This is a genomic window from Vibrio sp. 10N.261.54.E10 (assembly GCF_002877735.2).
GTDB classification, from domain to species: domain Bacteria; phylum Pseudomonadota; class Gammaproteobacteria; order Enterobacterales; family Vibrionaceae; genus Vibrio; species Vibrio crassostreae_C.
In genome coordinates this window covers 1,455,463-1,481,301 of record NZ_MCXE02000001.1, presented here as the reverse complement: position 1 = coordinate 1,481,301, position 25,839 = coordinate 1,455,463, and the positions used below count along the sequence as shown (strand labels likewise).

At 44.5% G+C, this 25,839-nt stretch carries 11 protein-coding genes; 6 read left to right on the top strand and 5 right to left on the bottom strand.

The annotated features are described in order from the left end of the window. Positions 1-149 precede the first annotated feature (149 nt). The 3 genes from BCU07_RS06565 (at position 150) to BCU07_RS06555 (ending at position 2,745) form a co-directional block, all read left to right on the top strand. Entirely contained in the window at positions 150-551 is a 402-nt protein-coding gene (locus tag BCU07_RS06565; protein WP_017062298.1) for a glycine zipper domain-containing protein, read from the top strand. 215 nt (positions 552-766) lie between these two features. Beyond that, complete coding sequence (locus tag BCU07_RS06560) at positions 767-1,246, top strand: GNAT family N-acetyltransferase (protein ID WP_009846623.1); 480 nt, start codon at positions 767-769, stop codon at positions 1,244-1,246. Positions 1,247-1,332: 86 nt separating this feature from the next. After that, complete coding sequence (locus BCU07_RS06555; RefSeq protein WP_102428958.1) at positions 1,333-2,745, top strand: bifunctional NUDIX hydrolase/phosphatase PAP2 family protein; 1,413 nt, start codon at positions 1,333-1,335, stop codon at positions 2,743-2,745. Positions 2,746-2,845: 100 nt separating this feature from the next. On the opposite strand, the gene BCU07_RS06550 is transcribed toward BCU07_RS06555, so the two are convergent. Further along, entirely contained in the window at positions 2,846-3,655 is an 810-nt protein-coding gene (locus BCU07_RS06550; protein ID WP_102428957.1) for a Cof-type HAD-IIB family hydrolase, read from the bottom strand. 184 nt (positions 3,656-3,839) lie between these two features. On the opposite strand from BCU07_RS06550, the gene queE reads away from it, so the two are divergent. Together queE and queC are read left to right on the top strand one after the other, a co-directional pair. Next, on the top strand, positions 3,840-4,508 hold the full coding sequence (gene queE / locus BCU07_RS06545) for a 7-carboxy-7-deazaguanine synthase QueE (protein ID WP_346762947.1): 669 nt from the start codon (positions 3,840-3,842) through the stop codon (positions 4,506-4,508). Between the two features lie 58 nt (positions 4,509-4,566). Beyond that, entirely contained in the window at positions 4,567-5,262 is a 696-nt protein-coding gene (gene queC / locus BCU07_RS06540; protein ID WP_017063822.1) for a 7-cyano-7-deazaguanine synthase QueC, read from the top strand. Here queC and BCU07_RS06535 read toward each other — a convergent pair. The 4 genes from BCU07_RS06535 to BCU07_RS06520 all read right to left on the bottom strand — a co-directional run bounded on the left by BCU07_RS06535 (position 5,222) and on the right by BCU07_RS06520 (position 9,822). Continuing rightward, positions 5,222-7,249, bottom strand: coding sequence for a diguanylate cyclase (locus BCU07_RS06535; RefSeq protein ID WP_102428956.1), 2,028 nt, complete (start codon positions 7,247-7,249; stop codon positions 5,222-5,224). The two genes, queC and BCU07_RS06535, sit on opposite strands and share 41 nt — an antisense overlap. Before the next feature lie 162 nt (positions 7,250-7,411). Further along, complete coding sequence (locus tag BCU07_RS06530; protein WP_010438559.1) at positions 7,412-7,762, bottom strand: DUF2750 domain-containing protein; 351 nt, start codon at positions 7,760-7,762, stop codon at positions 7,412-7,414. A 135-nt stretch (positions 7,763-7,897) separates the two neighbouring features. Then, positions 7,898-8,515: an OmpA family protein gene (locus tag BCU07_RS06525; protein ID WP_017062306.1), complete on the bottom strand. Its 618-nt coding sequence runs from the start codon at positions 8,513-8,515 to the stop codon at positions 7,898-7,900. Next, positions 8,515-9,822, bottom strand: a complete 1,308-nt coding sequence (locus tag BCU07_RS06520) for a TolC family outer membrane protein (protein WP_017062307.1) — start codon at positions 9,820-9,822, stop codon at positions 8,515-8,517. The genes BCU07_RS06525 and BCU07_RS06520 overlap by 1 nt, the downstream gene beginning before the upstream one ends. A 402-nt stretch (positions 9,823-10,224) precedes the next feature. On the opposite strand from BCU07_RS06520, the gene BCU07_RS06515 reads away from it, so the two are divergent. Further along, positions 10,225-25,821 (top strand): tandem-95 repeat protein, encoded by a 15,597-nt coding sequence (locus tag BCU07_RS06515; protein WP_413286084.1) that lies wholly within the window; start codon positions 10,225-10,227, stop codon positions 25,819-25,821. Positions 25,822-25,839: the final 18 nt, after the last annotated feature.

Genomic DNA, 25,839 nt, shown 5'->3' with positions numbered 1-25,839 from the left:
CTCAAAGCTATATATCATTAATCAGTTATGTGATGGCTGAATAATACATAGCTGAACATGATGTATCGTCTAAACGTGGCTTTATTTATCTCATTAACGGTTCTGCTTAAGATGGCTCTACTCAAAACGAAGAACTAAGCGAGACTCCTATGAAATTCACTAAACCTTTTCTTTTAGCGACACTGATTGTGACTCTTTCTGGTTGCGCATCACCAGCAATGGATAACGAAAATGAGAATGCCGCACGTAATCGTGGTGCGGTAGGTGGTGCTTTATTAGGAGCAACAGCCGGCGCTCTAACTGGAGATGCGAGTTTAGCCGTTAAGGGCGCTGCATTAGGTGGTGTGACCGGTGGTGTTGCGGGTTCAATGAAAGATACGGACGATGCAAGAAACGCACAACGAACCCAAGTTACTGCTGATGGTCTAGCGCAAGACAATCGCACTGATGCAGAAAAGCGAGTTGCGGAAGTAGAGGCGGAAATTAAGCTTATTGAACTGGAACAACAGCTTGCTGATCTCAAAGAAGAGAAAGAAGATAACGGTGCATAAAGCTGAAGCTACAGCAAAAGCCACAGCAAAAACCATAGCTTCGATATTCGTTTAATTCAAAATCATTCAAACAGAATGGCCACGTAATGTGGCCGTTTTTGTATCTAAAATACACACTTCAAACAATGAATTAATTCAATAACTTGTATAGATACTCACGCCAAGTAAACTAGACTCAGTTTAGATATTAATTTGGTTTGAGAAGCGCAATAGTCATGAATGTCACCTTAAGGGCCGCAAAGCACGCGGATTTAGAACAACTTAACGAGTTAATGTTCGATCTCCACCATCACCACCACCTTGCTAGCCCAGAGCACTTTAAAACGGCAGAAGAGATTGAGCAGGAAAAAAGCATTGCACGATACTTGGATGACCCTGAATGTTTGGTTTATGTGGCATTAAAAGGTGAGCTCATTGTTGGCTTTATCTCTGGGCATTTTTGTGAGCTTATCTCAACGGTCAGCAAACCAGTGCCGATGGGAAGTGTCGATGAACTGTTTGTCTTGCCTGATTATCGAAAAGAATCGATTGCTGAAAAGTTGTTTAACAAAGTTGAAAGTACTTTTGATGATTATGGGGTTGAACAAGTCTTTGTAGAAGTTTGGGACTTTAACTCGCCTGCCAAGGACTTCTATCAAAAAATGGGGTTCACACCTCACATTCAATGGATGAGGAAGGCTTTGCACAAAACGTAGACAGCGATTTTGTGTGGCTTTGATTACAATAGTTCAACTGCAAAAGCAGTCTTCAATATTCTTCTATTATTTTTTAGGTAAACTCGTTGGTTATTCGATATTTATTAGTTTTCATACTGTCTCTTTTGAGTACTACTTCCGCTTGGGCAAACGACACTTTGCCCGATCATATCGCGGGCGCCTTGTGTGTAGTACGTGCTGATAACCAAATCGTGTTGGTTGATGAGTTGATCACCGGTCAATTGTCTCTACCGGGAGGCACTGTTGTTTCAGGTGAGCCGCCAGCCGTCGCGGCGCAACGTGAAACGTGGGAAGAGGCTGGTTTGTCGGTAACGGTCGGTGATGTGCTAGGTTATACCGACAGTGCCGTCGTGTTTGATTGTATTTCTGACTCTGAAGTGATCAGTTACAAGGCTCGAAATGAGTTAGGTGGCTTTGAGCTGCCGATTTGGTTTGCTCCTCATTATGGCGTGGAAGTCAGCCGAGCGATGTTACTTCCTCCTACTGAATTGCAAGATCACCAATACCGCTACCCAGAACAGTGGTCTGAGATTAACGAGCTGTTTTTATCTGCGACAGATCAACCGGTGACGTATGTGACTGAGCTGGTGGGCGCGGCACCCAAAGTCCATCAAGTTGAATTAAATTGGATTGTGTCACTTCAAAACACGTTCGATAAGATGCCAAGCGTATTTACGAATACTGTGCTTTTGACTGACTTGTTGGCCAAGCCATGGGTCTTCATTGTGATATTGCCGTTAATTGCTTGGTACTTTGGCCGTAACTTCGCGTTGAAGTTTGGCTTTACTTTGATCTCGGTGACACTACTTACTTTAATCGCGCACCAAGGTTTTGGTTTTCCACGTCCACACGCTTACTTGCCAACATTGAAACTGGTGATGAGCAGTGGGTATAGTTTTCCAAGTCTGTTGGCTGCCTTGTGGGTCAGTTTAACCTTGTTAGTCTTTTGGAAACTAAAGCGCCTCTTGGAGCAAAAAGCCATTCTGGTAGTGCTCGCTGGCCTGCTGTGGATCATGCTATTTAAGTCTTATTCAGGTAGTGCGTTTTTTAGTGATGTATTAATGGGTGGCGTATTAGGCGCTTTAACGACGTGGCATATCGTGAGATTAGACGCGAAACCGGATGTTGATATTAGCGCCTTATTGAGTTCTAAAGGTGTTTGGTGGGCATTGTGCTTACTGTCGATTGTTCTGACGGTGATATGGCCACTGCCAACATTCTCATTCTGGGTGGCGATTTTGATGACGATTGCATGCCTAGTGACGTTAACAGACTCGAAACCTTTGGTTGGTCAGTTCTCATTCAAGATCGTTCTTGGAGTGATGGCGATGTTGTTAGCGGGAAATCTGCTGATTAGCTGGGCTGGAAGCTTTGTCTCTTTCAGCGGTATTGCTTCATTTATTGTTGAAACGTTACGTTTCCCAATCTTGATTCTGTTTGGTGTGGTGGCATTTCGTCTGCCATGGAAAAGAGAGTAAGCGACTCGACTAACACAAAATCAAAAAGGCTGTGCAGTGCACAGCCTTTGTCATTTCTGAAACAAGCAAAAAGTAATTCTTATTAGAACCTGTTGAGCGTTTATGAGTTGAAGATAAACTTCTCAATCGCGACCGCTACACCATGGTCGTCGTTGCTAGCTGTGATGTGATCCGCCAGTTTCTTGGTTTCTTCCATTGCGTTTTCCATTGCAATGCCAAGGCCTGCGTATTCAAGCATATGGTGATCGTTTTCAGCATCACCCATGCAGATGACTTCTTCCGCTTTAATGCCTAAGTGTTTCGCTATCGCTTCAATACCGACACCCTTGTTTGATTTCGGGTTTAGGAACTCTAAGAAGAATGGTGCACTTTGTACGATAGTAAACTGAGTCTTAAGCTCTTGTGGCAACTTACCGATGATTTCAGTCAGCTTGCTTGGTTCAGCGACAATCATAGTTTTGATGATTTCGTGGTCATCTTCTAGTTGAGAAAAGTCGAACTCGGTTATATCTAAGCAATTAATACGCGCTTCAATACCAGTGTACTCATTGTTCTCAGGTGTGATTAAGCCGTGGATCTTGCTGAAAGCATGGACATAACCACCAAGCTGTTGAGCGAGGGCAGCAATCTCTTTTGCGGCTTTGCCGTTGCTGATCTCACTGTGAATGATCTCTTTTGTCGATACGTTCTGAACCATAGAGCCGTTGTAGAAGAGTACAAAGTCATCTTCGCCGTCAATCGAAAGCTCATCTAATTTGCTTTGCATGCCTTCTAAAGGGCGACCAGAAGCGAGAACTACTTTCACACCTGCAGCTCGTGCTTTGGCGATTGCGTCTTTGTTCTCTTGAGAAATCACTTTTTCACTGTTGAGTAGTGTGCCATCCATATCAAGAGCAATCAGTTTGTACATGTTGTTCCTTACTAAAAAATTAAAAGCTAACGAAATCTATGGGCGAAAGGATAAGGGAACTTGAAAGTTCAGGCTAGGGCTTTGATCAACTCATTTATCAGTACTCATTTGTTTGACCAAAAGGGGGAAGTGCTTTAAGGTCTGCGGTTGATTAATTTCATCAAATGATTGAGCTGAGGGAAAGTTGTACAAGATTAATGAAATGTTTGAAACCATTCAGGGTGAGGGCGTGTTTACTGGCGTTCCCGCTGTTTTTGTTCGTCTGCAAATTTGCCCAGTGGGCTGTTCTTGGTGTGATACCAAGCAGACCTGGGAAGCGTTGCCAGAAGAGGAAACCAGCCTTGGCGATATTATGGTTAAGACAGAAGATTCACCTACTTGGTCAGCAATCGATGCTCAAGGAATCGTGAATGAATATATCAAGCAAGGTTACACTGCTAAGCACATTGTGATTACTGGTGGTGAGCCATGCATTTATGATCTTGTTCCTCTTACTGAAGCGTTTGAGCAGCACGGTTGTCGCTGTCAGATTGAAACTAGCGGAACATCAGAAGTTAAAGCCACACCGGACACTTGGGTTACGGTGTCACCGAAAGTGGCGATGAAAGCGAAACTGGAAATCTTAGATAGCGCCTTGCAACGTGCTAACGAAATTAAGCATCCAGTAGGTACAAGCAAAGACATCGAACAACTTGACGGTTTATTGGAGCGAGCAGCAGTTCCTAACGACACTGTTATCGCTCTGCAACCAATCAGCCAAAAAGACCGCGCTACTCAGCTTTGTATTGATACCTGCATTGAGCGCAATTGGCGCTTATCAATACAAACTCACAAATATTTGAGCATCGCATAGGTTGTATTTTTACTGGGCAAGATAAGTCGCTAGTAGAAGGTTCACGTAAGGATTTAAGATGAAAAAAGCAGTGGTAGTATTCAGTGGTGGTCAAGACTCAACAACGTGTCTTGTTCAAGCATTAAAAGAGTATGATGAAGTTCATGCGATTACGTTTGATTATGGTCAGCGCCATAGACTCGAGATTGAAGTTGCTGAGTCATTGTCGAAAGAGCTTGGTGTGAAAGCGCACAAAGTGATGGATGTGACTCTGTTGAATGAACTGGCTATCAGCTCTTTGACTCGTGACGATATTCCTGTGTCTCATGAGCTGCAAGAGAATGGGCTGCCGAATTCATTCGTTCCTGGTCGTAATATTCTATTTCTGACTCTAGCGGGTATTTACGCTTACCAAATCGGTGCTGAAACCGTGATTACAGGTGTGTGTGAAACAGACTTTTCTGGTTACCCTGATTGTCGTAATGACTTTGTGAAGGCGATGAACTCTGCACTTGTACAAGGTATGGACAAGCAGCTTGATATCAAAACACCGCTAATGTGGTTAAACAAGGCTGAGACATGGGCGCTAGCAGACCAGTACTCAGCACTTGAACTTGTTAGAAACAAAACACTGACTTGTTACAACGGCATTGTTGGTGATGGCTGTGGCGATTGTCCGGCATGTGAACTGCGTAAAGTTGGCCTTAACGATTACCTCGGTGATCGCGAAAGCATCATGGCTGAGTTGGTTCGCAAACAGGCTGAGAATAAATAATTTCAGGTAAATCAATCGGTTCGTTATATGCATCAATAATGCAGTTTCGGCCGTTGCTTTTGGCTTGATAGAGTGCTTGGTCGAGCACTGAATACAAGTCATCAAAGTCACTTAATGCGTTTGAGGTTGCTAGATAAGCAAAACTCGCGGTCACATTAAGTGACTTTTTGCTTTCTGATAAAAAGACAGTGCTTGAAATGGCGTAGTGCAACTCTTCAACGCGTTCTCGTACCTCTGCTGGTGGGGTATCGGTTAACATGATGACAAATTCTTCACCCCCTAAGCGACCAAACAATTCACCATTCACTAAGTGTTTTCTAATTTGATCACTAATATGGACCAGTGCCCGATCACCAGTAGGGTGCCCATGCTCATCATTAATCTTCTTAAACTTATCTAGATCGAGCAGCACGAGCACATGCTGTTTGTCCGTCCCTTTACAGCGTTTCACTCTTTTGATTCTTCGAATTATCTCAGTTCGGCTATATGCTTTCGTTAAGCCATCAATTGCTGCTTTTGCGCGAACCGTTTTGTTTATCAATACCGTGAAGCTTGCAGCGCAAAGCAACAGAATAACAACGATGTTGTACATCCATCTTTGATGTTCCATTTTTTCAATTTGAACGCGGTCGAGTTTCGTCTGATGTGTCAGGAAAGAGCTTTCTAGTTCTTGTTCATATTTGGCGTGCGTCAGGCCGAGCGCTTCGAGTGCGAGTCGATTGTCGATATCTCTAGCTTCCATTTGTATTGACGAGTATCGCTGGTAGAAATAGAAAGCTTGTTGGTAATCGCTGAGTGATTGATGAATATCAGAAAGCTGAAGAAGTGACTGCGCGATGTATTTATGCCTTGTGACTCGTTCAGCTAATTCTAGCGCTTGTTGAGCATAGTTGAGTGCTTCCGTTGGCAATTTCTGTTCTTCGAACATATCGCTGATTGCCAAGTAAGCATTGATGCGAATGACATCATTGCTCAGTTCGCTCGAAGCTGAAAGAGACTCAATTAGGTAGGTTCTCGCCACATCATAGTTTTTCGTTTGAGTGTACGCTTTTCCTAAGCCAAGACTTGTGAGTGCAATACCGTAGCTATGCGACGTTGAGCTCAGCAGTGTTCTTGCTGTCTGAAAGTGGTGAATTGCTAGTTCACTTTGCTCTTGGTTAAGGTAGAGATCCGCAAGGCTGTGATGCACTTGTGCTTTCATTAAATCTGAAGCGTTTACTCTGAGAATGAGAGCTTGCTCTAGATACTCCGCCGATTTTTCATATTGCTTTAATTCTTTGAGCAAGTTACCCACATCGTTGTAAACCCCTGAAATATCATGCCCTTGTGGAAACACGTTTATTAGTGATAGGTAGGTGTCTAGTGCAGCTTGATAGTCACTGCGGAAATGATGATTGTTCGCGATGACTCGATAAGTCCCGAATTTTGGTAATACAGGGTCAGCGATGTCATGTAAATCTGACTGAAGGGCAGAGCAGTAATAGTTCGCTTGATGGTATTTAGCTTGCTCGTTGAGCGATCGGCATAGCTGGTACTTTAGTAAGGCTTTACCAGTTAAATCACTGCGAGATTGCATTTTCGCCAAAAGTGTTAGAAAGCCTTGTTGTGCTTGTTCATATTGGCCTTTGCCGTCTTTCCTCAGAGCAGAAATAAACGCTGTTTCTATCGCTTGGTAGTCATTGTCGTTTGAAGCGATTCCGTAGAACGGCTGATCTCGGTGGCTCATGTATTGATACAGAAGAGACGCAAGGTAAAGCTTATCTCCATAAACCGTTGAGCCGATGTAGCGTGTTTGCAGCATGTTTAATGCGCGCTCAGGAGAGTGGTTTAAAGTAGAGAGATAAAGCGCGTTCCAATCAGCATTTGGAGTAGAGCTTAGATTGGAGGTATAGACTGGTGAATTGTGGTCACGATCTGATGTTGATACTTGGCTATAAGAACAAAAGCTAATGAATAGTAGAAAGGTAACAAAAACGAAGTGATTCACAAGAGACGATCAATCAGATAAAGAACGATATTCTATTATTAGTTTGATGTTGCTTCAAATTTTGAATGGTGCGACTACGTGGTTATGCGAGGTAGGTCTCTAATTTATTGATACTAATCAGAGGTATATCGGTCGCGCGAATCGTGCGACCGATATCGGAAATTAGATGTATAATTTCGCTAGGTCAGAAGGCTCAAGTTCTTTGCCTTCTAATGTTGCATTCCAGTTAGTACCAACAAGAACGCCGTCTTCAGCAAGAGTCAGTAGCCAGTCTTCTACAAAGATATCTAGTGGGATTTCTAATACTTCAAAATCAGCCCACTCTTCAACGTTGTGAGTCTGAGCATCTTCTTTTGAAGACCAAAATGGCATCACTTCGCTGCTTTCGAATTCACTTGAGTCACATGCTAGCCAACCTTCTTCGTTACGAAGGCCCCATACAAGTTTAGTTTCTTGTGTTTCAGAAACGAAAAGTTCTAGATTTGCTTGAGTATCAGCTGTTAGTTTGCTCATGGATTAATTCTCTATGTTGATAACGTGGCAAGATTAACATTATAGACGGCTTAGGTATATGCTATTCAAGGAATTATCACCATACTGAAACGTTAACTTAAGATAACGTTTCAGTATGGTAAAAGCTGGGTACGCCTACTTTTTAATTTTGGTGAAGATGTGCCATTCTTCTTTGATATTACCCTTAAATCCAACAACGGAAGCAACAACTTTTCGATGTAGTGCGTGATTGATTTGGGTGTCATCACTGCTGAATTCAGAATCACCATGACCTACGATGCTGACTCTAGATGGCTGAATACCGTTGCTAATTAGCGCTCGTCTTACATGTGATGCACGTTCTTTCGAAAGCTTTAGGTTATGTTCCGCGTTACCTACTTTGCTGGCATAACCTTGCAATTCAATGCTGGTACTTTCGTAGCGCTTTAAAAATGCCGCCATTTGGCGTATCTGCCCTAGAAAGACAGGGTTTATTTCCGTTGAATTATTAGCGAAGAGTATATGCAGCTCTTTCTTTTCCGATGACTCGAAATATGATCCACAACCGTCGTTATCGATCTCGGCACCAATTTGTGTATCGGGACATAAATCTCGCGCGTTTATTACACCGTCATTGTCATCATCTTGAAGATCGTAAATTTGAGTGACCGGCGGTAGAGCGCGATATTCGAATTCATCTTCGTTGTTTTCAGCTAAAGCATTGGCAGATACAACCATGAAGCAAAGCGATAATACTGTGTTGGTAAGCTTCATTAATATTCCACCTTTTCATTCCATTCTTCTGGGATCTCAACTCGTAAACCGATGAGTAGGTTACCAGTTGCGTTCATTACGCGATATTTTGCGTATTGCTCGTCATACTTAGCATCTAAATAGCCTTTACGAGCTTCGAATAATTCATTCTCAGTGTTAAGTAAGTCGAGAAGGGTACGTTTACCGATACGGTATTGTTTCTCATATGAGATTACCGTGTCTGATGCCGAGTCTACGTGGTCAGATAGGAACTCTTTTTGTTGAACCGTTAAATCAAGTGCGCTCCATGATAGACGTAGACTCTCTTCTACATTGCGGTAAGTACTTTCGCGAAGGTCCTTGGCTTTGTTGAGTTGGTAGGCTGCACTTTCTGTGCGGTCTTGATCCGAACCACCATTGTAAAGGTTGTATCTTAAACGAACCATGGCAGAAAACTCATCGCTGCTGCCTTCTGTACCACCGGCGTCATCACGCCAAGTTTGAGCGGCTTCAAAAGAAACAGTCGGGTAGTTGGTACTCTTAGATTGTTTGTATTGGAACTTCGCTGAGTCAACATCGGCTTGTGCAATCTTAATGACTGGATGCTGGTTAAACGCTTTTGCCAACGCACCATCAACGGTATAAGGAATTGCACCCGCATCTGCGCGAGGGAAAGTTAACCCTAAAGGAGATTGACCAACAAGTCTTTTAAACTGAGTATGCGTATCAAAAAGGTTGTTTTGAGCAGCAAGCAAATTCCCGTGCGCTTTCGCAATACGAGCTTCAACTTGTGACATATCTGCGGTTGAACCAATACCTGATTCCACGCGCTTACGAATATCGTTATATATCTCTTTGTGCGTCGCTAAGTTACTTTCCGAAAGAGAAAGCACTTCATAGGCTTTCACTGCATCAAGATAAACCTTTGTTACTTCTAAAGCGATGTCTTGCGCGTTAGATAGTAGTTGATAGCGCACGGACTCTGCATCAGCCGCAGTACGGTCAATATCATTGGATGTATTAGCGCCATCCCATATTAACTGGGTCAAGGTGATCGTTGCTTCTTTTCTAGTCAGATCGGTAGTGTCTTGGTTGGTTGCTAGATCAGTATGTTCATAACCAATCCCACCATCTAAGTCTATACTTGGTCGATAAGCACCACCAGAAGCGTCGTTAAGATAACGCTTACTGATATATTCGTTATAAGCACTTTTGATTTCAGGGTTGCTTTCTAATGTAAACGCAACGGCTTGCTCTAAGGTTTGTGCTGTTGTCGGCAAACTTAGCGCTATAGCTAACCCTAATGTTGTCGTTTGAATGTAATTCAATTTCCATCTCTCCAAATTGGACTGCATCTAAACCTACGCTTTTTAATGTGCTAGATACGAAATTTAGATGAACCGCCAAAAAAATAACGTTCGCTCGAGAAGCTACCGTAAATGGTTGTAAAGTTGTTAACAGTTTGCTGTGCGTTTTATGATGATTTTGAGAACGTCAATTTTACGTTTTTAGCTCTGTTATTTTTCGCAAACACAATAACTTATATTGATAGTGTGAGCACTTTCATTATTGTGTGATGTGATCAGCGTCATTACCTTGTCACTCGGTATGTTAAATGCACGATTCATAACTAGGAATTATGTGATGTTAAATGTTATATTTCGGCTAATATTATAAATAAGATGTCACAAAGTTGACGTGACAAGCGAAAATGGTTTTTAGGGGTTGATATGGACATTACAGCATTGAATTTGACCGGTGCTCTTGCATTGGGTCAGCGCATTGTTATTTCAGTTGATGGCACGGTTAGAGTACTCGAAGAGGGAGAGCCTCTACAGGCTGGAGATGTAACTCTTGAATCTCAAAATGGACCTAATGAACCTCAGGTATCAGTTAAGCGTTTTTCACCTGAAGACGGTGAAGTTGAACTAGACCAGAATATCGCAAATATTTTTGCCGCATTAGAAGAAGGTGAAGACCCTACTGAGTTAGGAGATGAGTTCGCTACCGCTGCTGGTCAAAATGGTTCTAGCTTGGCAACTAGTGGGACTGTAGAGCGAGACGGTGAAGAAACGATCCCAGCAACCGAATTTATAACAACGGGATTTGAAGCGCTGGGCATGTCGCGAACTCAAAGCCTGAGCCTTCTAGAGCAATTCCGTTTCGCACAACAAGAGCCAATCTTTGTAGACCTTTCTTTTAGCGCGCTTGAAGATGCACTAAGTGCATCTGTTCCAGAAGATACTTTGTTAAGCGGCCAGTTAACTGCGACCGATGCAAATAATGACCTTCTTACCTTCTCAGTTGAATCGGGCCCTTCTAACGGTAGCCTTACCCTAAATGAAGATGGCTCTTGGCAATACACTCCAGATGCAAACTATAACGGCCCAGATAGCTTCCAAGTTATCGTGACGGATGAAACTGGTCTGACAGACACGTTAACTGTCACAATTGATGTTACGCCAGTAAATGATGCGCCAGTAGCAGAGCCTAAGGACCGTTCCTTATTAGAGGACCAGGTTATTAGCGGTAGCATCAATGCTACGGATGTAGATCAACCTGTAGGTGAACCATTAGTGTTTACTACGGACACCTTAGTTGAAGGTCTAACTTTAAACGAAGACGGTAGTTATGAATTCGATGCGTCTTCTTATGGTTATCTATCCGAAGGTGAAGAACTAAAGATTGAAGTACCAGTCACAGTAACTGATGACCAAGGTGCAACTGATACAACAACGTTAACTATCACAGTCACAGGCACTAATGACCTTCCAATCGCAAACGCCGACACTAGTGCAGTGGAAGAAAACAGCACCGTAACCGTTGATGTACTGGCTAACGACACCGATTTAGACGATGGTGCTCAGTTCACTTTAGACAGCGTGAGCTCGGACAAAGGTCTGGTGACTATCGTTGATAACGAACTTGTGTTTGAAGCGACTGGCGAAGATTTTGATCACCTGCCAGTAGGTGTAACAGAGCAAGTCGTGGTGACGTACACGATGAGCGATGAAAGTGGCGAGCCGATCACATCGACCGCGACTATTACTGTCACCGGTACTAACGATCTCCCAATTGCCAATGCAGACTCTGGGGCGGTTCAAGAGAACAGCACAGTAACCGTTGATGTATTGGATAACGACACCGATTTAGACGATGGTGCTAAGTTCACTTTAGACAGTGTGAGCTCGGACAAAGGTCTGGTGACTATCGTTAATAACAAACTTGTGTTTGAAGCGACTGGCGAAGATTTTGATCACCTGCCAGTAGGTGTAACAGAGCAAGTCGTGGTGACGTACACCATGAGCGATGAAAGTGGCGAGCCGATCACATCGACCGCAACTATTACTGTCACCGGTACTAACGACAGGCCAATCGCTCGCAATGACAGTGGGTCTATTAACGAGGATGCGACTTTAGCAGTAGATGCATCAATAGGGTTACTGAAAAATGATAGCGATATTGATGGCGATAACCTCGAAGTCATTGGTATTCGGACAGGTGCTGAAAATGCATCAAATAGCACAGCTGGAACTGTAGGATCTGGATTAACCGGTAGCTTTGGTACTCTGATTGTTAACGAAGACGGTAGTTACAACTACGTTGCTGATAATGCGGATAGCTTAAAAGCTGGTGAGCAGGTGTCTGAAACGTTCACTTATACGATAAGTGATGGTAAGGGGGGGATGGATACTGCGACCTTAACTATTACGGTCACTGGCACAAATGATGGACCAAAAGCAACTGATGATAGTTACAACGAAAGTAGCGAGACGTTACTTTTCTCCGAGTCATTTGAACAAATGATAAACACTGGCAGATGGACAGTTGTGACTGGTGATGATCTTGGCGACTGGAATGCGACCAACGGGCTAGAGGTTCAGCGTGATGGTCTAATTGCTGATGCAACTCATGGTGACTATCTTGCTGAACTCGACGCTCACAAAAACACTGAAATTTCAACGATTATAGACACTTCAGGTCAAGATAGTATTCGGGTTGAATTTGACTATAACCCTCGGCAAGATGGTAACTCGTCTTCTGATATGGTCTTTAAAATCGGTGACACCTCGGTCACGGTACATGCGGATGGGACCCTTTCCGGTGCTAATGGACTTGATATTCAAATAAGCCTACCAGATGCTAATGGTTGGTACCGTGTTACCGCCGAGCTGGAGGTGCAAGCTGATAGTACGGAGTTAGCATTTGCAGGAGATGGTGCTTCAGATAGTCTTGGGGCTTTGATTGACAACGTTATTGTAACGGGGATCAACCAACCTGAGCTCGTTACGCGTGAAGATGAGCCTATTACGATCCCATTCGCAGAGTTGTTAGCGAATGATACTGATATCGATGGTGATGTTCTTTCAATTGTTGTTGGTTCAATAACGTCTGAGGTCAATGGCACATTATCGGTTGACTATGTAAACGAAACGATCACATTCACACCAGATCAAGACTACAACGGTGAGGCCACATTCCAATATACAGTCACTGATGGAAATGGTGGCGAAGACCAAGCGACAGTGACATTAAATATCACACCTGTAAACGACGCGCCCGAACTCAATGTCGATACCGGCGAGGTTGGTGAAGACGCAACTTTAACCGTTGGTGCTGGTAACGGTTTACTATCCAATGACTCCGATGTCGATGGCGACTCATTGAACGTCACGGGCATTTTGAACGGCATCACGGGCACCGCGACCGCCGTGGCAGAGAGTGGCGACACGGTGATCAGCAATGATTACGGCACATTGACCATTCGTGCTGACGGTAGTTACAGCTTTGTGGCGGACGGCAGTGATTCTCAAGCGTTGGCAACAGAAGCGACCGCGGAAGTGGTGTTCACCTACACCGCGAGCGACGGCACGGTCAACCAAACCAATACCTTAACCATTACCGTGACAGGCACCAACGATGCGCCTCAGTTAACCGCCGATGTGGGCGCGGTGAATGAAGACGCGACCTTAACGGTCAGTGCAGAACAAGGCGTTTTGGCCAATGACTCCGATGTCGATGGTGACTCATTGAACGTCACGGGTATTTTGAACGGTACCACGGGCACCGCGACCGCAGTGGCAGAGAGTGGCGATACGTTGATCAGCAATGATTACGGCACATTGACCATTCGTGCCGATGGCAGCTATAGCTTTGTGGCGGACGGCAGCGATTCTCAAGCGTTGGCCACAGGAGCGACCGCGGACGTGGTGTTCAGCTACACCGCAAGCGATGGCAGGGTCAACCAAACCAATACCTTAACCATTACCGTGACAGGCACCAACGATGCGCCTCAGTTAACCGCCGATGTGGGCGAGGTGAATGAAGACGCGACCTTAACGGTCAGTGCAGAAGACGGCGTGTTGGCCAATGACAGCGATGTCGATGGCGACTCATTGAACGTCACGGGTATTTTGAACGGTACTACGGGCACCGCAACCGCCGTGGCAGACAGTGGCGATACGTTGATCAGCAATGATTACGGCACATTGACCATTCGTGCCGATGGCAGCTATAGCTTTGTGGCGGACGGCAGCGATTCTCAAGCGTTGGCAACAGGAGCGACCGCGGACGTGGTGTTCAGCTACACCGCAAGCGATGGCACGGTCAACCAAACCAATACCTTAACCATTACCGTGACAGGCACCAACGATGCGCCTCAGTTAACCGCCGATGTGGGCGAGGTGAATGAAGACGCGACCTTAACGGTCAGTGCAGAAGACGGCGTGTTGGCCAATGACAGCGATGTCGATGGCGACTCATTGAACGTCACGGGTATTTTGAACGGTACTACGGGCACCGCAACCGCCGTGGCAGACAGTGGCGACACAGTGATAAGCAATGATTACGGCACATTGACCATTCGTGGCGATGGCAGCTACAGCTTTGTGGCGGACGGCAGCGATTCTCAAGCGTTGGCCACAGGAGCGACCGCGGACGTGGTGTTCACCTACACCGCAAGCGATGGCACGGTCAATCAAACCAATACCTTAACCATTACCGTGACAGGCACCAACGACTTTCCAGTAGCGATTGATGACACATATGAAACTCATAGTGAGACGTTGCTCTTCTCTGAGTCCTTTGAAAACATGACAAACACAGGTCGTTGGACTGTAGTAACTGGCGACGAACTAGATGATTGGGAAGCAACAAATGGTCTAGAGATTCAGCGTGACGGTCTCATAGCTGAAGCGACAGACGGTGACTACCTCGCTGAGCTTGATGCTCATCAAAACACCGCGATCACAACAAATATTAATACGTCAGACCAAGATAGCGTGCGTGTTGAATTTGATTACAACCCTCGACGAGACGGTAATTCATCTTCTGACATGACGTTTAAAGTCGGTGACACGTTAGTTACTGTTCACGCAGATGGATCTCTATCGGGTGCCGACGGACTTAATGTCCAAATAGGGCAACCTGACGCAAATGGTTGGTATAAGATCACGGCTGAGTTCGAAGTCCAAGGGGACGTTACGGACCTTACATTTGCAGGTGCTGGAGCTTCAGATAGCTATGGTGCGTTGTTAGATAACATTACAGTGACAGGTATTAATCAATCTAAACTTGTTACTGCTGAAGACACGTCTATCACGATTTCTTTTGATGAGTTGTTGGCGAATGATACTGACATTGATGGTGATGAGCTCTCAATTGTTGTCGGTTCAATTACCTCCGCGGCTAATGGTGAACTGTTTGTCGACTACACAGACAATACAATTACATTCACACCGGATACCGACTATAACGGTGAGGCAACTTTTAAATATAAAGTGACCGATGGGAACGGTGGGGAAGATGAAGCAGAAGTTACGCTTAATATCACTCCTGTGAACGATGCACCAGTGCTGACAGGCGATCTGTTGGGTGAAGTGGATGAAGAAGGCAGCTATACCATTACGGCTGAGGATCTGGGCTACACGGACGTTGATGATACTGTCACAGGTGTGAACTTCACTGTCGGCAACGCGAGCAACGGCACAATTTTAGTCGGCGGTGTTCCGTCGAACCATTTCACTGTGGCGCAGTTGGCGGCGGGTGAAGTGACGTTCAAACATGACGGCAGCGAAACCAAGTCGGCGTCGTTCGATGTGAATGTTGAAGACGGCAACGAAGATGGTAGCACACCGGTAGACAGCACTTTCAACTTGACGGTGACGCCAGTGAATGATGCGCCGGAGCTGACAGGCGATCTGGCGGCGGAAGTGGACGAGGCAGGCAGCTACACGATCTCGGCAGCTGACTTGGGTTATACAGACGTTGACGATACAGACACAGGCGTGACCTTCACGGTCGGCAACGCGAGCAACGGCACAATCTTAGTGAACGGCGTCGCGTCAAGCAGCTTCACGGTGGCGCAGTTGGCGGCGGGTAAAGTGACGTTTAAACATGACGGCAGCGAAACCACGTCGGCGTCTTTCGATATTAACGTTGAAGACGGCAACGAAGATGGCAGCACACCGGTAGACAGCACGTTCAACTTGACGGTGACGCCAGTGAATGATGCGCCGGAGCTGACAGGCGATCTGTTGGGTGAAATGGATGAAGCAGGCAGCTACACCATCACGGCGGCAGATCTTGGCTACACGGACGTTGACGATACGGACACAGGCGTGAGCTTCACGGTCAGCAACGTGAGTAACGGCACAATCTTAGTGAACGGCGTCGCGTCGAGCAGCTTTACGGTGGCGCAGTTGGCGACGGGTAAAGTGACGTTTAAACATGACGGCAGCGAAACCACGTCGGCGTCTTTCGATATTAACGTTGAAGACGGCAACGAAGATGGCAGCACACCGGTAGACAGCTCGTTCAACTTGACGGTGACGCCAGTCAACGATGCGCCTGTAGCCATTAGTGATTCTTACAAAAACGTTCAAGAAACCATATTGCTCACTGAGTCATTCGAAAATATGGCAAACCCAGCGGGTTGGGCGGTTGTTTCTAAAGACCCATCAGAGGTATGGGACTTTACTAATGGTATAGAGATTGAGCGAGACGGCTTAATTGTTGATGCTACCGACGGTGATTTTTACGCAGAGCTAGACCCACATAAAAACACGGTGATGACGACATCAATTGATACGTCGGATCAAGACTCTTTGAGGGTAGAGTTCGATTATAACCCTCGCCAAGACGGCAACTCGTCGTCTGATATGACTTTTACTGTTGGGAATACAACTATTACGCTGCATGCGGATGGAACAGTGACTGCTCCAGAAGGCATTTCTGTAACACTAGATGGTCCGGATAACAAAGGTTGGTATCAAGTAAATGCTGAGTTTGATGTTAGTAGTGATGCTACTTTAATCGCTTTTGCTGGTGCGGGTGAATCTGATTCGCTTGGTGCATTTATCGATAACATTACAGTTACCGGAATAGATGCACCCAAACTCATAACGGAAGAAGATCAGGCTCTTACTATTAGTGGTAGTGAGCTGTTAGCCAATGATTTCGATGTTGATGGGGATGACATAACCATTTTTTCTGTCAACGCAACCGATGCTACAAACGGTTCTGTTCTGCTGATAGATGGCAATGTCGTGTTTGAACCTAACCAAGACTTCAATGGTGAAGCGACTTTCGAATACACCATTGTTGATACTCATGGTGAAAAAAGCACTACGACAGTGACCGTTAATGTCACACCAGTAAATGATGACCCTATCGCGAACGATGATTCAAGAGCGTTAGGTGATAACCTGATCGTCAATGGTAGCTTTGAAGACTATGAATCGGTATCAAATGCCGGTTGGGGTTCTCGAATCGACCAACTAGATGGTTGGTCCTACGATGCAAGAACTGGTGCTTTAGATTCAGTTCAAGAAGGCTATGCTGTTGATGAAACAGACGGCGATCGTATGATTGATATGGAAGGTAATGGTGACAATGTAACCCTTACTCAACAAATTCAAGGTGTAGAAAGCGGTACCTTATACCAACTGTCTTTTGATACGGCAATGTACGAAAGATTGCCGAGTGCTGAGCTTGAGGTCATTTGGAACGGCGAAGTTGTTGCTACGATCACCCCTGAAAGTAACATAATGCAAACCCAGTTATTGGAATTATTAGGTGGGAGTGGAGATGGTTCAAATACCCTTTCATTTAGAGAAGTTGGCACTGAAGGCGACAAGAGTGGGACTTATCTAGACAATATCAAATTTCAAGAAGTGATTAAAAATCTTCAGACACAAGAAGATGTAACTCTCGATATACCTAGTAGCGAGTTACTTTCGAATGACTCTGATGTTGATGGTGATACGTTAATCATTTTAGATAGTTTAGTGATTGATCCAACATACGGTCAGGTTGAGTTAGTTGAGCTACAAGATGGTTCTCAGACCGTTCGTTACACTCCAGCGGATGACTTCAATGGTATCGCTACGTTTACTTACACAGTTTCTGACGGTAAAGGTGGTACTGATTCCGCCGTGGTTACGATTAATGTCACTCCAGAAAATGATGCTCCAATATTTGTCAAAGATGGAGTGCCGATTGGCGATACTGATCAAATAAGTGTATCGACTAAAGAGGATAACTCTGTATCTGGTAAGGTTACTGCAACCGATATTGACGACACTGACCTGACTTACACGGTGAGCCAACCTACAAACGGTAGTGTTGAGATCGACCCTGAAACTGGCGAGTGGAAGTACACTCCGAACAACGAGTTTGATGGAGATGATTCATTTGTTGTTACCGTGTCGGACGGTAACGGTGGTACAGATACGGTTGTAGTGAATGTTGATGTATTACCTGTCGCCGAGCTAACTGTTAAGGCAGGCCAACCAGTGACAGAAGCAGAAGAAGCGTTCCTATCTTTTGAAATCAACCTAGATGAGCTTGTCTCTGAGAACGTTGGTCTTGCTCTTACACTAGGGGCGGCAGGGGATTCTGCAACTAAAGGTGTCGATTACGAAGACAATATTTACGTTAAAGATGGACAAGATTATAAAGCGCTTTCAGAGCAGGAGCTTGCCGATCTAATTATTGCTAGCGGCTCGGGTAGCTTAGAAGTCTTCATCAAGGTTCTTGATGATAAATTGCTTGAGGGTGAAGAGACTGTAACCCTAAAAGCTAGCTCAACTAGCGAGTTTGTTGAAAATGACAAACAGGACTCAGATACAGCTAAGATTGTCGATGAGACAGACACAAATGATAAAGATACCGTTACAGTTGGGCTGACTGGTCCCGATTCAGTTATTGAGGGTGATAAGACAAGCCCATTTACGATTACGCTAAGTGAGCAAGTGCCTGAAGATAGTGTGGTTACTCTTCAGTACTCTTACACAAACGCGAGCAATGAAGATATTGTTGAAGTTATAACTGTAAACGTAGACGCAAATACAAATACAGCGACCTTTGAGATTCAAACTGAACAAGACAACGAATACGAAGTCGGACAAGAGTTTAACGTTAGTGTTGTATCCGTAACTCAAGATGGTACCGATGTATTTGAGAAGCTAGATACGTCTAGCGCTGATAAAAATGTAGCTATTGACGACAGCCATGATAACCCGCCAAAAGCTGAAGACTTCTCTATTTCTCTCAATGCAGATGGCTCTTCGCAAGTTATTTTCGATACCGGAATGGGAGCTATCGAAGGAGGTGGTACAGACCATATTTCTGATGACGAAGATGATAACGATAATGACGCAGATACAAATCTCGGTGTGATCATCACAGAGCTACCTGATTCAGGAACTCTTTACTATGTCGATGGTAATAACAAGGTTGAAGTGGTAGTTGGGCAGACGTATGCAGATCCTAACAACATCGTTTATGAAGATGACCAAGAATCAACAGGCTTCTTCTTAGGTGTTGATGATACATCCACATTAGATAAAGGCCCTCATAGCACTGCAGAGTTTCATAACTGGGGTGATGAAGTAGATGCGTATACTCGCGAACTGAAGTTTGATAATGGTGATGTCGTCACCATTACCTCGGAAGGTCGAAATAACGTTGACGCCAAGCCTTTAGTACAGAACAACAGCCAGCAAGGCCATATGGGTTTCGGTATTGCATCGACTAATCGCGGTATTCACCAAGATGAGGTAATCAACATTGATTTCTCTTCTCGTCCAGCGGACTCAGTAACGGTTGGTCTAAGCGGTTTGGGTGGCTGGTTTGCCCCAAATGCTGATGATAGTGTTCAATCAAGAGCCGAGATTACAGTCACCTTTGATTATGGTAATGGTGTCACAGAAGACAAAACCTTCCTTTATGATGACACCCACAATAATCAAAATGTCACGATTGTCGCTCCTGAAGGTGCTGAGATTGTTTCGGTGGAAGCAAGCACACAAGGACCAGGTAACTGGGAGCTGACTTCTCTTGAAGCTAAGGCGTCAGATTCATTCGAATATAAAGCGGTAGACAGTGATGGTAACGAAAGTGAAGTTAAGACAGTTACTATCGATAAGTCTGGTGACCTGAATGCGAATAACGATCCGCAAGGCTTCGAAGTTAAACTGGGTGAGTTCAGTGAAGACAACGACTCTCCATGGTCGGCTGAAGGTGCTGAGCTGAGTGCCAGCTTCAATGGCCAAGATAAAGACTTTGCACACAGCGGTATTAAGATTGGTGTTGCCGGCAAAGTGGGTGGATTGGGTGCTCAGATTGAATATGATCGTGCAGAACAGCAATCTGAGAAGTTTGAAATCAATTTAGATAGCCCTGCGACTCAGTTTACATTTTCAGTATCTAACTTGTTTAAAAACGAAGGTAATGACGGTGATTTCACTGATAACCATGAACAAGGCAGTTGGGTAGCGTACCTCAATGGCGTAGCGGTTGCAGGTGATACGTTTATTGCTGAAGACGGTAACAATAAAGGTACTTACGAAATAACACCGCTTACTCCTGATGGTACGCCAATCGCATTTGATACTGTGGTATTTGAAGCAACTGAGTATTCCAACCAAGCAACGCATGATAATGATGCGTCAGATTACTTCCTAACTGGTTTTAAAGCCTCTAGTGAAGGCGCATATGCAGTGAATCAAGGCGGCATTCTTGAGATTCCAACATCGAAGCTTGCTGGCATTATCGGTTCTGAGCTTCTAAATAACGATATCGATTCAGATGGCGACAATCTACGTATTACCTATGTATACGGTGAAACGGAAGGTAATGCGTATATCAAAGACGGCATCGTATACTTTGATTTAACTGGCGATGACTTTGTCGGTGAAACAACGTTTAAATATCAGATTACTGATGATAATGGCCAAATCGCGAGTGCTGAAGTTAATGTTATCGTCAACCCTCTACCGACCCCTTCTAGTGTTGCGTCTGTAGACCTGCTAGCAGACTCAGTAGTTGAAGGTGATGAACTTGGCTTTAAAGTCACTTTGGATTCAAGTGCACTTGTTGAATCTGCGTTGGACGTTACTTTTGGTAAGAACACGGATGCTGCGAATGATTCGGGTGACGAAAAAGATCTCGACCTGAGTCAGGTTCGTTTTACTAATGGCGTCACCTATGATCAGCAAAGTGGAAAACTGATTGTCCCAATTGGAGTGAAGGACTTTGCAATCTTGGTTCCGACAATTGATGACAGTCTCCATGAGATCGCTGAAACCTACACCGTGACTGTTGGTGGTGAATCCTCTGTGGGTAGCATTACTGATAACGATGAAGCTCCAATTATCGATACAGTGAGCAACGCGGTTAATCTAAATAATGAACAAGTAATTGAAGGCGATATAGCCGTCTTCACCGTGAACCTAGTTAACACAAGCAGTCAAGAGACTCGATTCGACTGGTCGTTAAACTCCGGTTCTGCCGAGCTCGGTGATAACAAAGATTTCACCGACAACGTAGAGTTCACTGAGGGCGTGACGCTTGTTAATGGTCAGCTTGTTGTGCCTGCGGGAGTAACGTCGTTTGACATCAAGGTACCAACTAACGAAGACGGCATTGATGAGTTAAATGAGAACTTCACGCTCGAAGTGGATGGTAAGCAAGGTATTGCGACGATCATTGATAACGATGAAGCACCGCAAGCACAGGACTCACATGTCATTGGCGATGAGGCACAAGCCCAAGGTTCATCGATTACGTTTAAGTGGGCCGATTTCAACGTTTCTGATGCAGATTCCAGCGAATTGTCGATTGTTATCACTAGTGCTCCAGGTGCGGGTGATATGTATCTGTACAACGAATCTACTGATGAATGGGTTCTGTTAAATACTGAAACGATTGGTACAGGTGTATCAGTAAGCCAAGAGCAGGTAGAACAAGGTTTCTTGATATTCAACCCAGTAAGCTATGAATCTAGTACATCAATGTTTGATGAAGATAATGTAGTAACTGGTAATAATCAGCAAGATTATGCGGAGTTTAACTACCACAGTTCTGATGGCATCAACACCAGCTCTAGTACGACGATGTCGATTGATATTCGCCCTGATACGACACTTGCCAAGTTAGTTGTAGAAACACCAAATGTCGATTTAGATGAAGGTTTTAAGTTAGAGCAATGGGAGAACCTAGACTTTGATTACAACAATGGTAGCGGTGTCGCTCCGGACGTTGTTGAACAAGCAATCGAGTCTGCAGGTGTTGCCAACACTTCAGAAGTTACACAGACGCCAGACTTTGGCACTCAGAACTCTCCAGCTATCGAAAACATTTCGAGCAAACTTACTGGTTTGGTATTCCTAGTTGCTGGTGAGTCATACGTGTTTAGCGGTCATGCAGATGATTCATTTAGACTTGAAGTCGGTGGTGAAACCATGGCCTCTCAAACTTGGGGCGGAGGCGGTACCTATGAGTCTTCAGCCTTTGTACCATCGGCATCTGGTTGGTACACAATTACTGCATTCCACGACAACGAGGCTGGTCCAGGTAATGCCACTATCAGTGTCGCAGTTGGTGGTAATGAACCCGTAGACTTTAACACGGACAACTTCGATATTGTTCCGGATGTAAGTTCGCTTGAGGATAAAGTTAATATCGGGGCACAGGTTGAACATGAATCCTTAGAGGGTGGTTATTACCCAGCGTTCGATATTAATGAAGGGCTGGAAGATACCTTTATCAATGTCTCTAAGATAACTACGCAGCTTGTTGATACCGATGGTTCAGAGACGTTGAGACTCGTCGTGTCTGGTTTACCTGAAGGTTCAATTGTTAAACTTGGAGATCAGGAGCTTGTTGTTAATGCTGATGGTGAAGTTGATATATCTGCTTGGTTAACATCAAATGGTACTGCCGAAACAGTGCTCGCTGATCTGATGATTCAGGTTGATGAGCCAGGCACTTATAGCGTTAAGGTTGAAGCTATTTCAGACGAGATTGTCGGCGATACCAGTGAGATTTCGAATGGGGCCTTCGAGCTAATTGTCCATCCAGTACCTGTTGGACCAGATGCTGAAAGTAAGGAAGCCTTTGGACAAGAAGATGCTATTTTAGTGCTATCGATTGATGATTTTGGGATTGAGTCTGGCAACGATGTAGTGATAACTCATCAACCACTCGATGGAGCGTTGGTGATTAACCTTGGCACTGTTCAAGAGCCAAATTGGCAGCCACTAAACTCGACTCAGATTACTTCGGCTCAATTAACTTCAGGCGTGATAGGCTTTAATCCAGATGCTAACGAATCTGGTTATGACGGCTTCAATGTTGAAGGTGTAGGCAATAAATCGAATGACTACGCTGAAATTAAGTTCAAGGCTGTAAACGAGAATAGTACGTCAGAAGAACATACGCTTACGGTAGATATTACGCCTGTGGCTGATGCTCCTGTTGTTACTATTACTATTGGTGATTTGAAAACAATTCGAGTGGAACCTAGCTTCGATACATCTGACGAACAGGCCATTAAAGATCAATTTAATAATGGCACTCTACTAGAAATGGGTAACACGGGTAATATTGTTGAGGGACTCACCTCTAGTGGAGACGTGATTAATAACGCTGATACTACTGATGATCGTACTGACAAAGATGATTTGTTTATAGCGAAAGATCAGCGCAATCCAGATGATGTAGCATTGTCTCCCGTCCACTTTGTCGGTGATGTATCGGCGGGTACACAGGGAAGTGATACATTTATAGGAAGCGCTTATAACGACCACTTTGACGGAGGTATAGGCTCGATCGATGATCCTAACCAAGTGGACAGTGTTATTTATACAGGGGACATATCAGACTACGTTTTACGTTGGTTCCCTGCTGATGATCATAGTGAAGTTCCATATTGGATTGTTGAAGACAAACGTTTCATTGATACGGCCGACCAAGTAGGTGCTAGTGATAAAGAAGCTGGTGATCACCTTTATGAGATAGAGCAGATTGTATTCAAAGATACTATCGTGAGTTTGGACAATGAATCTGGCACTTATCAAATTCTAGAAGAGCAAGTTCTACCGATTGATGTGTCAGTTGCGCTTGTTGATGTCGATGGAAGCGAGACCTTAAGCGACAAAGTTGAACTAACCGGGATTCCTTCAGGGTTGAAGCTAGAAATAGATGGAGAGGTTGTAGAGCCAGTATCATCTGAGAATGGTGTTGCAACTTATGAGTTAGATATTGATGCTGCAGGTAACGTTCTTGGAGATGTACAGATTCGAGTACCTTTTGAGTACCAAGGCGACCTAGACTTTGAACTCAAGGCTACAGCAACTTCGGTTGAAGTGGATGGTACTTCGCAGGACAGTTATGCCACATCTTCTGCATCAGTCCGCAATCACAGTATATTAATGGGTGAAAGTGGATCTGATAACATCATTACTGATGAAAACAGTAACATTGTCATCGGCGATACATCAGGCTTGCAAATTATCCCAGGGCAGGATTACAACATCGCGTTTATTTTCGACACTTCCGGTAGTATGCAGGGTACGATTGCCGAAGCTAAGCCTGAATTGCAGGCGGCATTTGATAAGTTAGTTGAAAGTGCAGGCGGTGAAAACTCAGGTACTGTGAACGTGTTGCTAACACAATTTGAAACTAATGCGTCTCATGTCATTAGTATCGATTTGAGTTCAGCTAACCCTAAAACTCAGTTTGAGAACGCCCTCAACACGATAATTGATGACAACTCAGGACGAACCAACTATGAGGCTGGCTTCGATTCTGCGATAGACTGGTTTAATTCACTACCAGATAATGACGCGACTAATCATTCGTTCTTTATCACTGATGGTGAAATTAACCAAGCAACAGAGGACGATGATGAACTTGATCAGTTCTGGATGTATGCGGATAAATCTAAGGGTGACGCTCTAAGCTTACAAGATATCCTTGGTTCCGATTTTGACCTAGCATCTTTGCAGCCATCAGGAAGCATAGAAGTAAATGGTGTTAAGGTTGTTGAATATGATAATGGTCATGGCCATAACCATGCGCACGTATATTCACCTTATCTAGATAACAATGGTAGTCGCGTTAGGCTTGGTACGTTGAAAATTGATGGTAATGAGCTTGTATTTAGGGATAAATACAGCGCTTCCGATACAGGCAGCAATAAGGTGACCCCACAAGCCGTTCACATGTTTAATATTTTAGCTGGTTTGTCTGCGGTACAGGCTATTGGCCTTGGTGGTAATGTCGACAAAGACACCTTAGAAATGTTTGATACAGACAAAGTGGTTGACCACAACATCAAAGTTGAAGACCTTGCTGAAGCAATCGCTGGAGATACGGTTCAGGCTGTTCCGGGAGAAGATACGATCACCGCACAAAGTGGTGATGACATATTGTTTGGTGATCAGCCAGTGCTGTTTGCTGATGACGGTTCGACAGAGCTAACGCTCCAAGAATATGTAGCTCAAAAACTCAGTTCGGGTTTAGCTGACGTTGATGCTAAGACGATTCATGATTACGTCACTAGTCACAAAGAAGAGTTCGGCACTGCGTCAGAAAATGATGCTGATGATGAATTGTCAGGTGGTGACGGTAACGATATCTTGTATGGTCAAGGTGGAGATGACACTTTAGATGGTGGCTTGGGTGACGACTTCTTATTTGGCGGAGAAGGCAGCGATACGTTGACCGGTGGGGAAGGAGCCGATTTATTCGCCTGGTTAGACAGAGACTTAGATGGAAGCGCTGATGTCATCAAAGACTTTGATGTGAATGAAGGCGATAAAATTGACCTTTCTGAACTATTTGAAGAGTTAGACTCAAGTGAAATCGATTCTCTTTTAGGTGATATTAAGGACTCAGTCTCATCTAATGGTAATGGTGGTTCTGTTGTTACCGTTACTAAAGGTGGTGATTCAGTATCGATTGAGTTTGAGGGAGTAGCGACGGATGACCTAGCCAACTACTTGTTTGACCAAAGTGGTCTAAAGTATACCGATGGGTAAATAAAAAGACCGAAGCAT

Bases quoted from the DNA above. Each gene is read 5' to 3' on its own strand.
- BCU07_RS06565 (WP_017062298.1), top strand. From the start codon at position 150: ATGAAATTCACTAAACCTTTTCTTTTAGCGACACTGATTGTGACTCTT.
- BCU07_RS06560 (WP_009846623.1), top strand. From the start codon at position 767: ATGAATGTCACCTTAAGGGCCGCAAAGCACGCGGATTTAGAACAACTT.
- BCU07_RS06550 (WP_102428957.1), bottom strand. From the start codon at position 3,655: ATGTACAAACTGATTGCTCTTGATATGGATGGCACACTACTCAACAGT.
- queC (WP_017063822.1), top strand. From the start codon at position 4,567: ATGAAAAAAGCAGTGGTAGTATTCAGTGGTGGTCAAGACTCAACAACG.
- BCU07_RS06530 (WP_010438559.1), bottom strand. From the start codon at position 7,762: ATGAGCAAACTAACAGCTGATACTCAAGCAAATCTAGAACTTTTCGTT.
- BCU07_RS06525 (WP_017062306.1), bottom strand. From the start codon at position 8,515: ATGAAGCTTACCAACACAGTATTATCGCTTTGCTTCATGGTTGTATCT.
- BCU07_RS06515 (WP_413286084.1), top strand. From the start codon at position 10,225: ATGGACATTACAGCATTGAATTTGACCGGTGCTCTTGCATTGGGTCAG.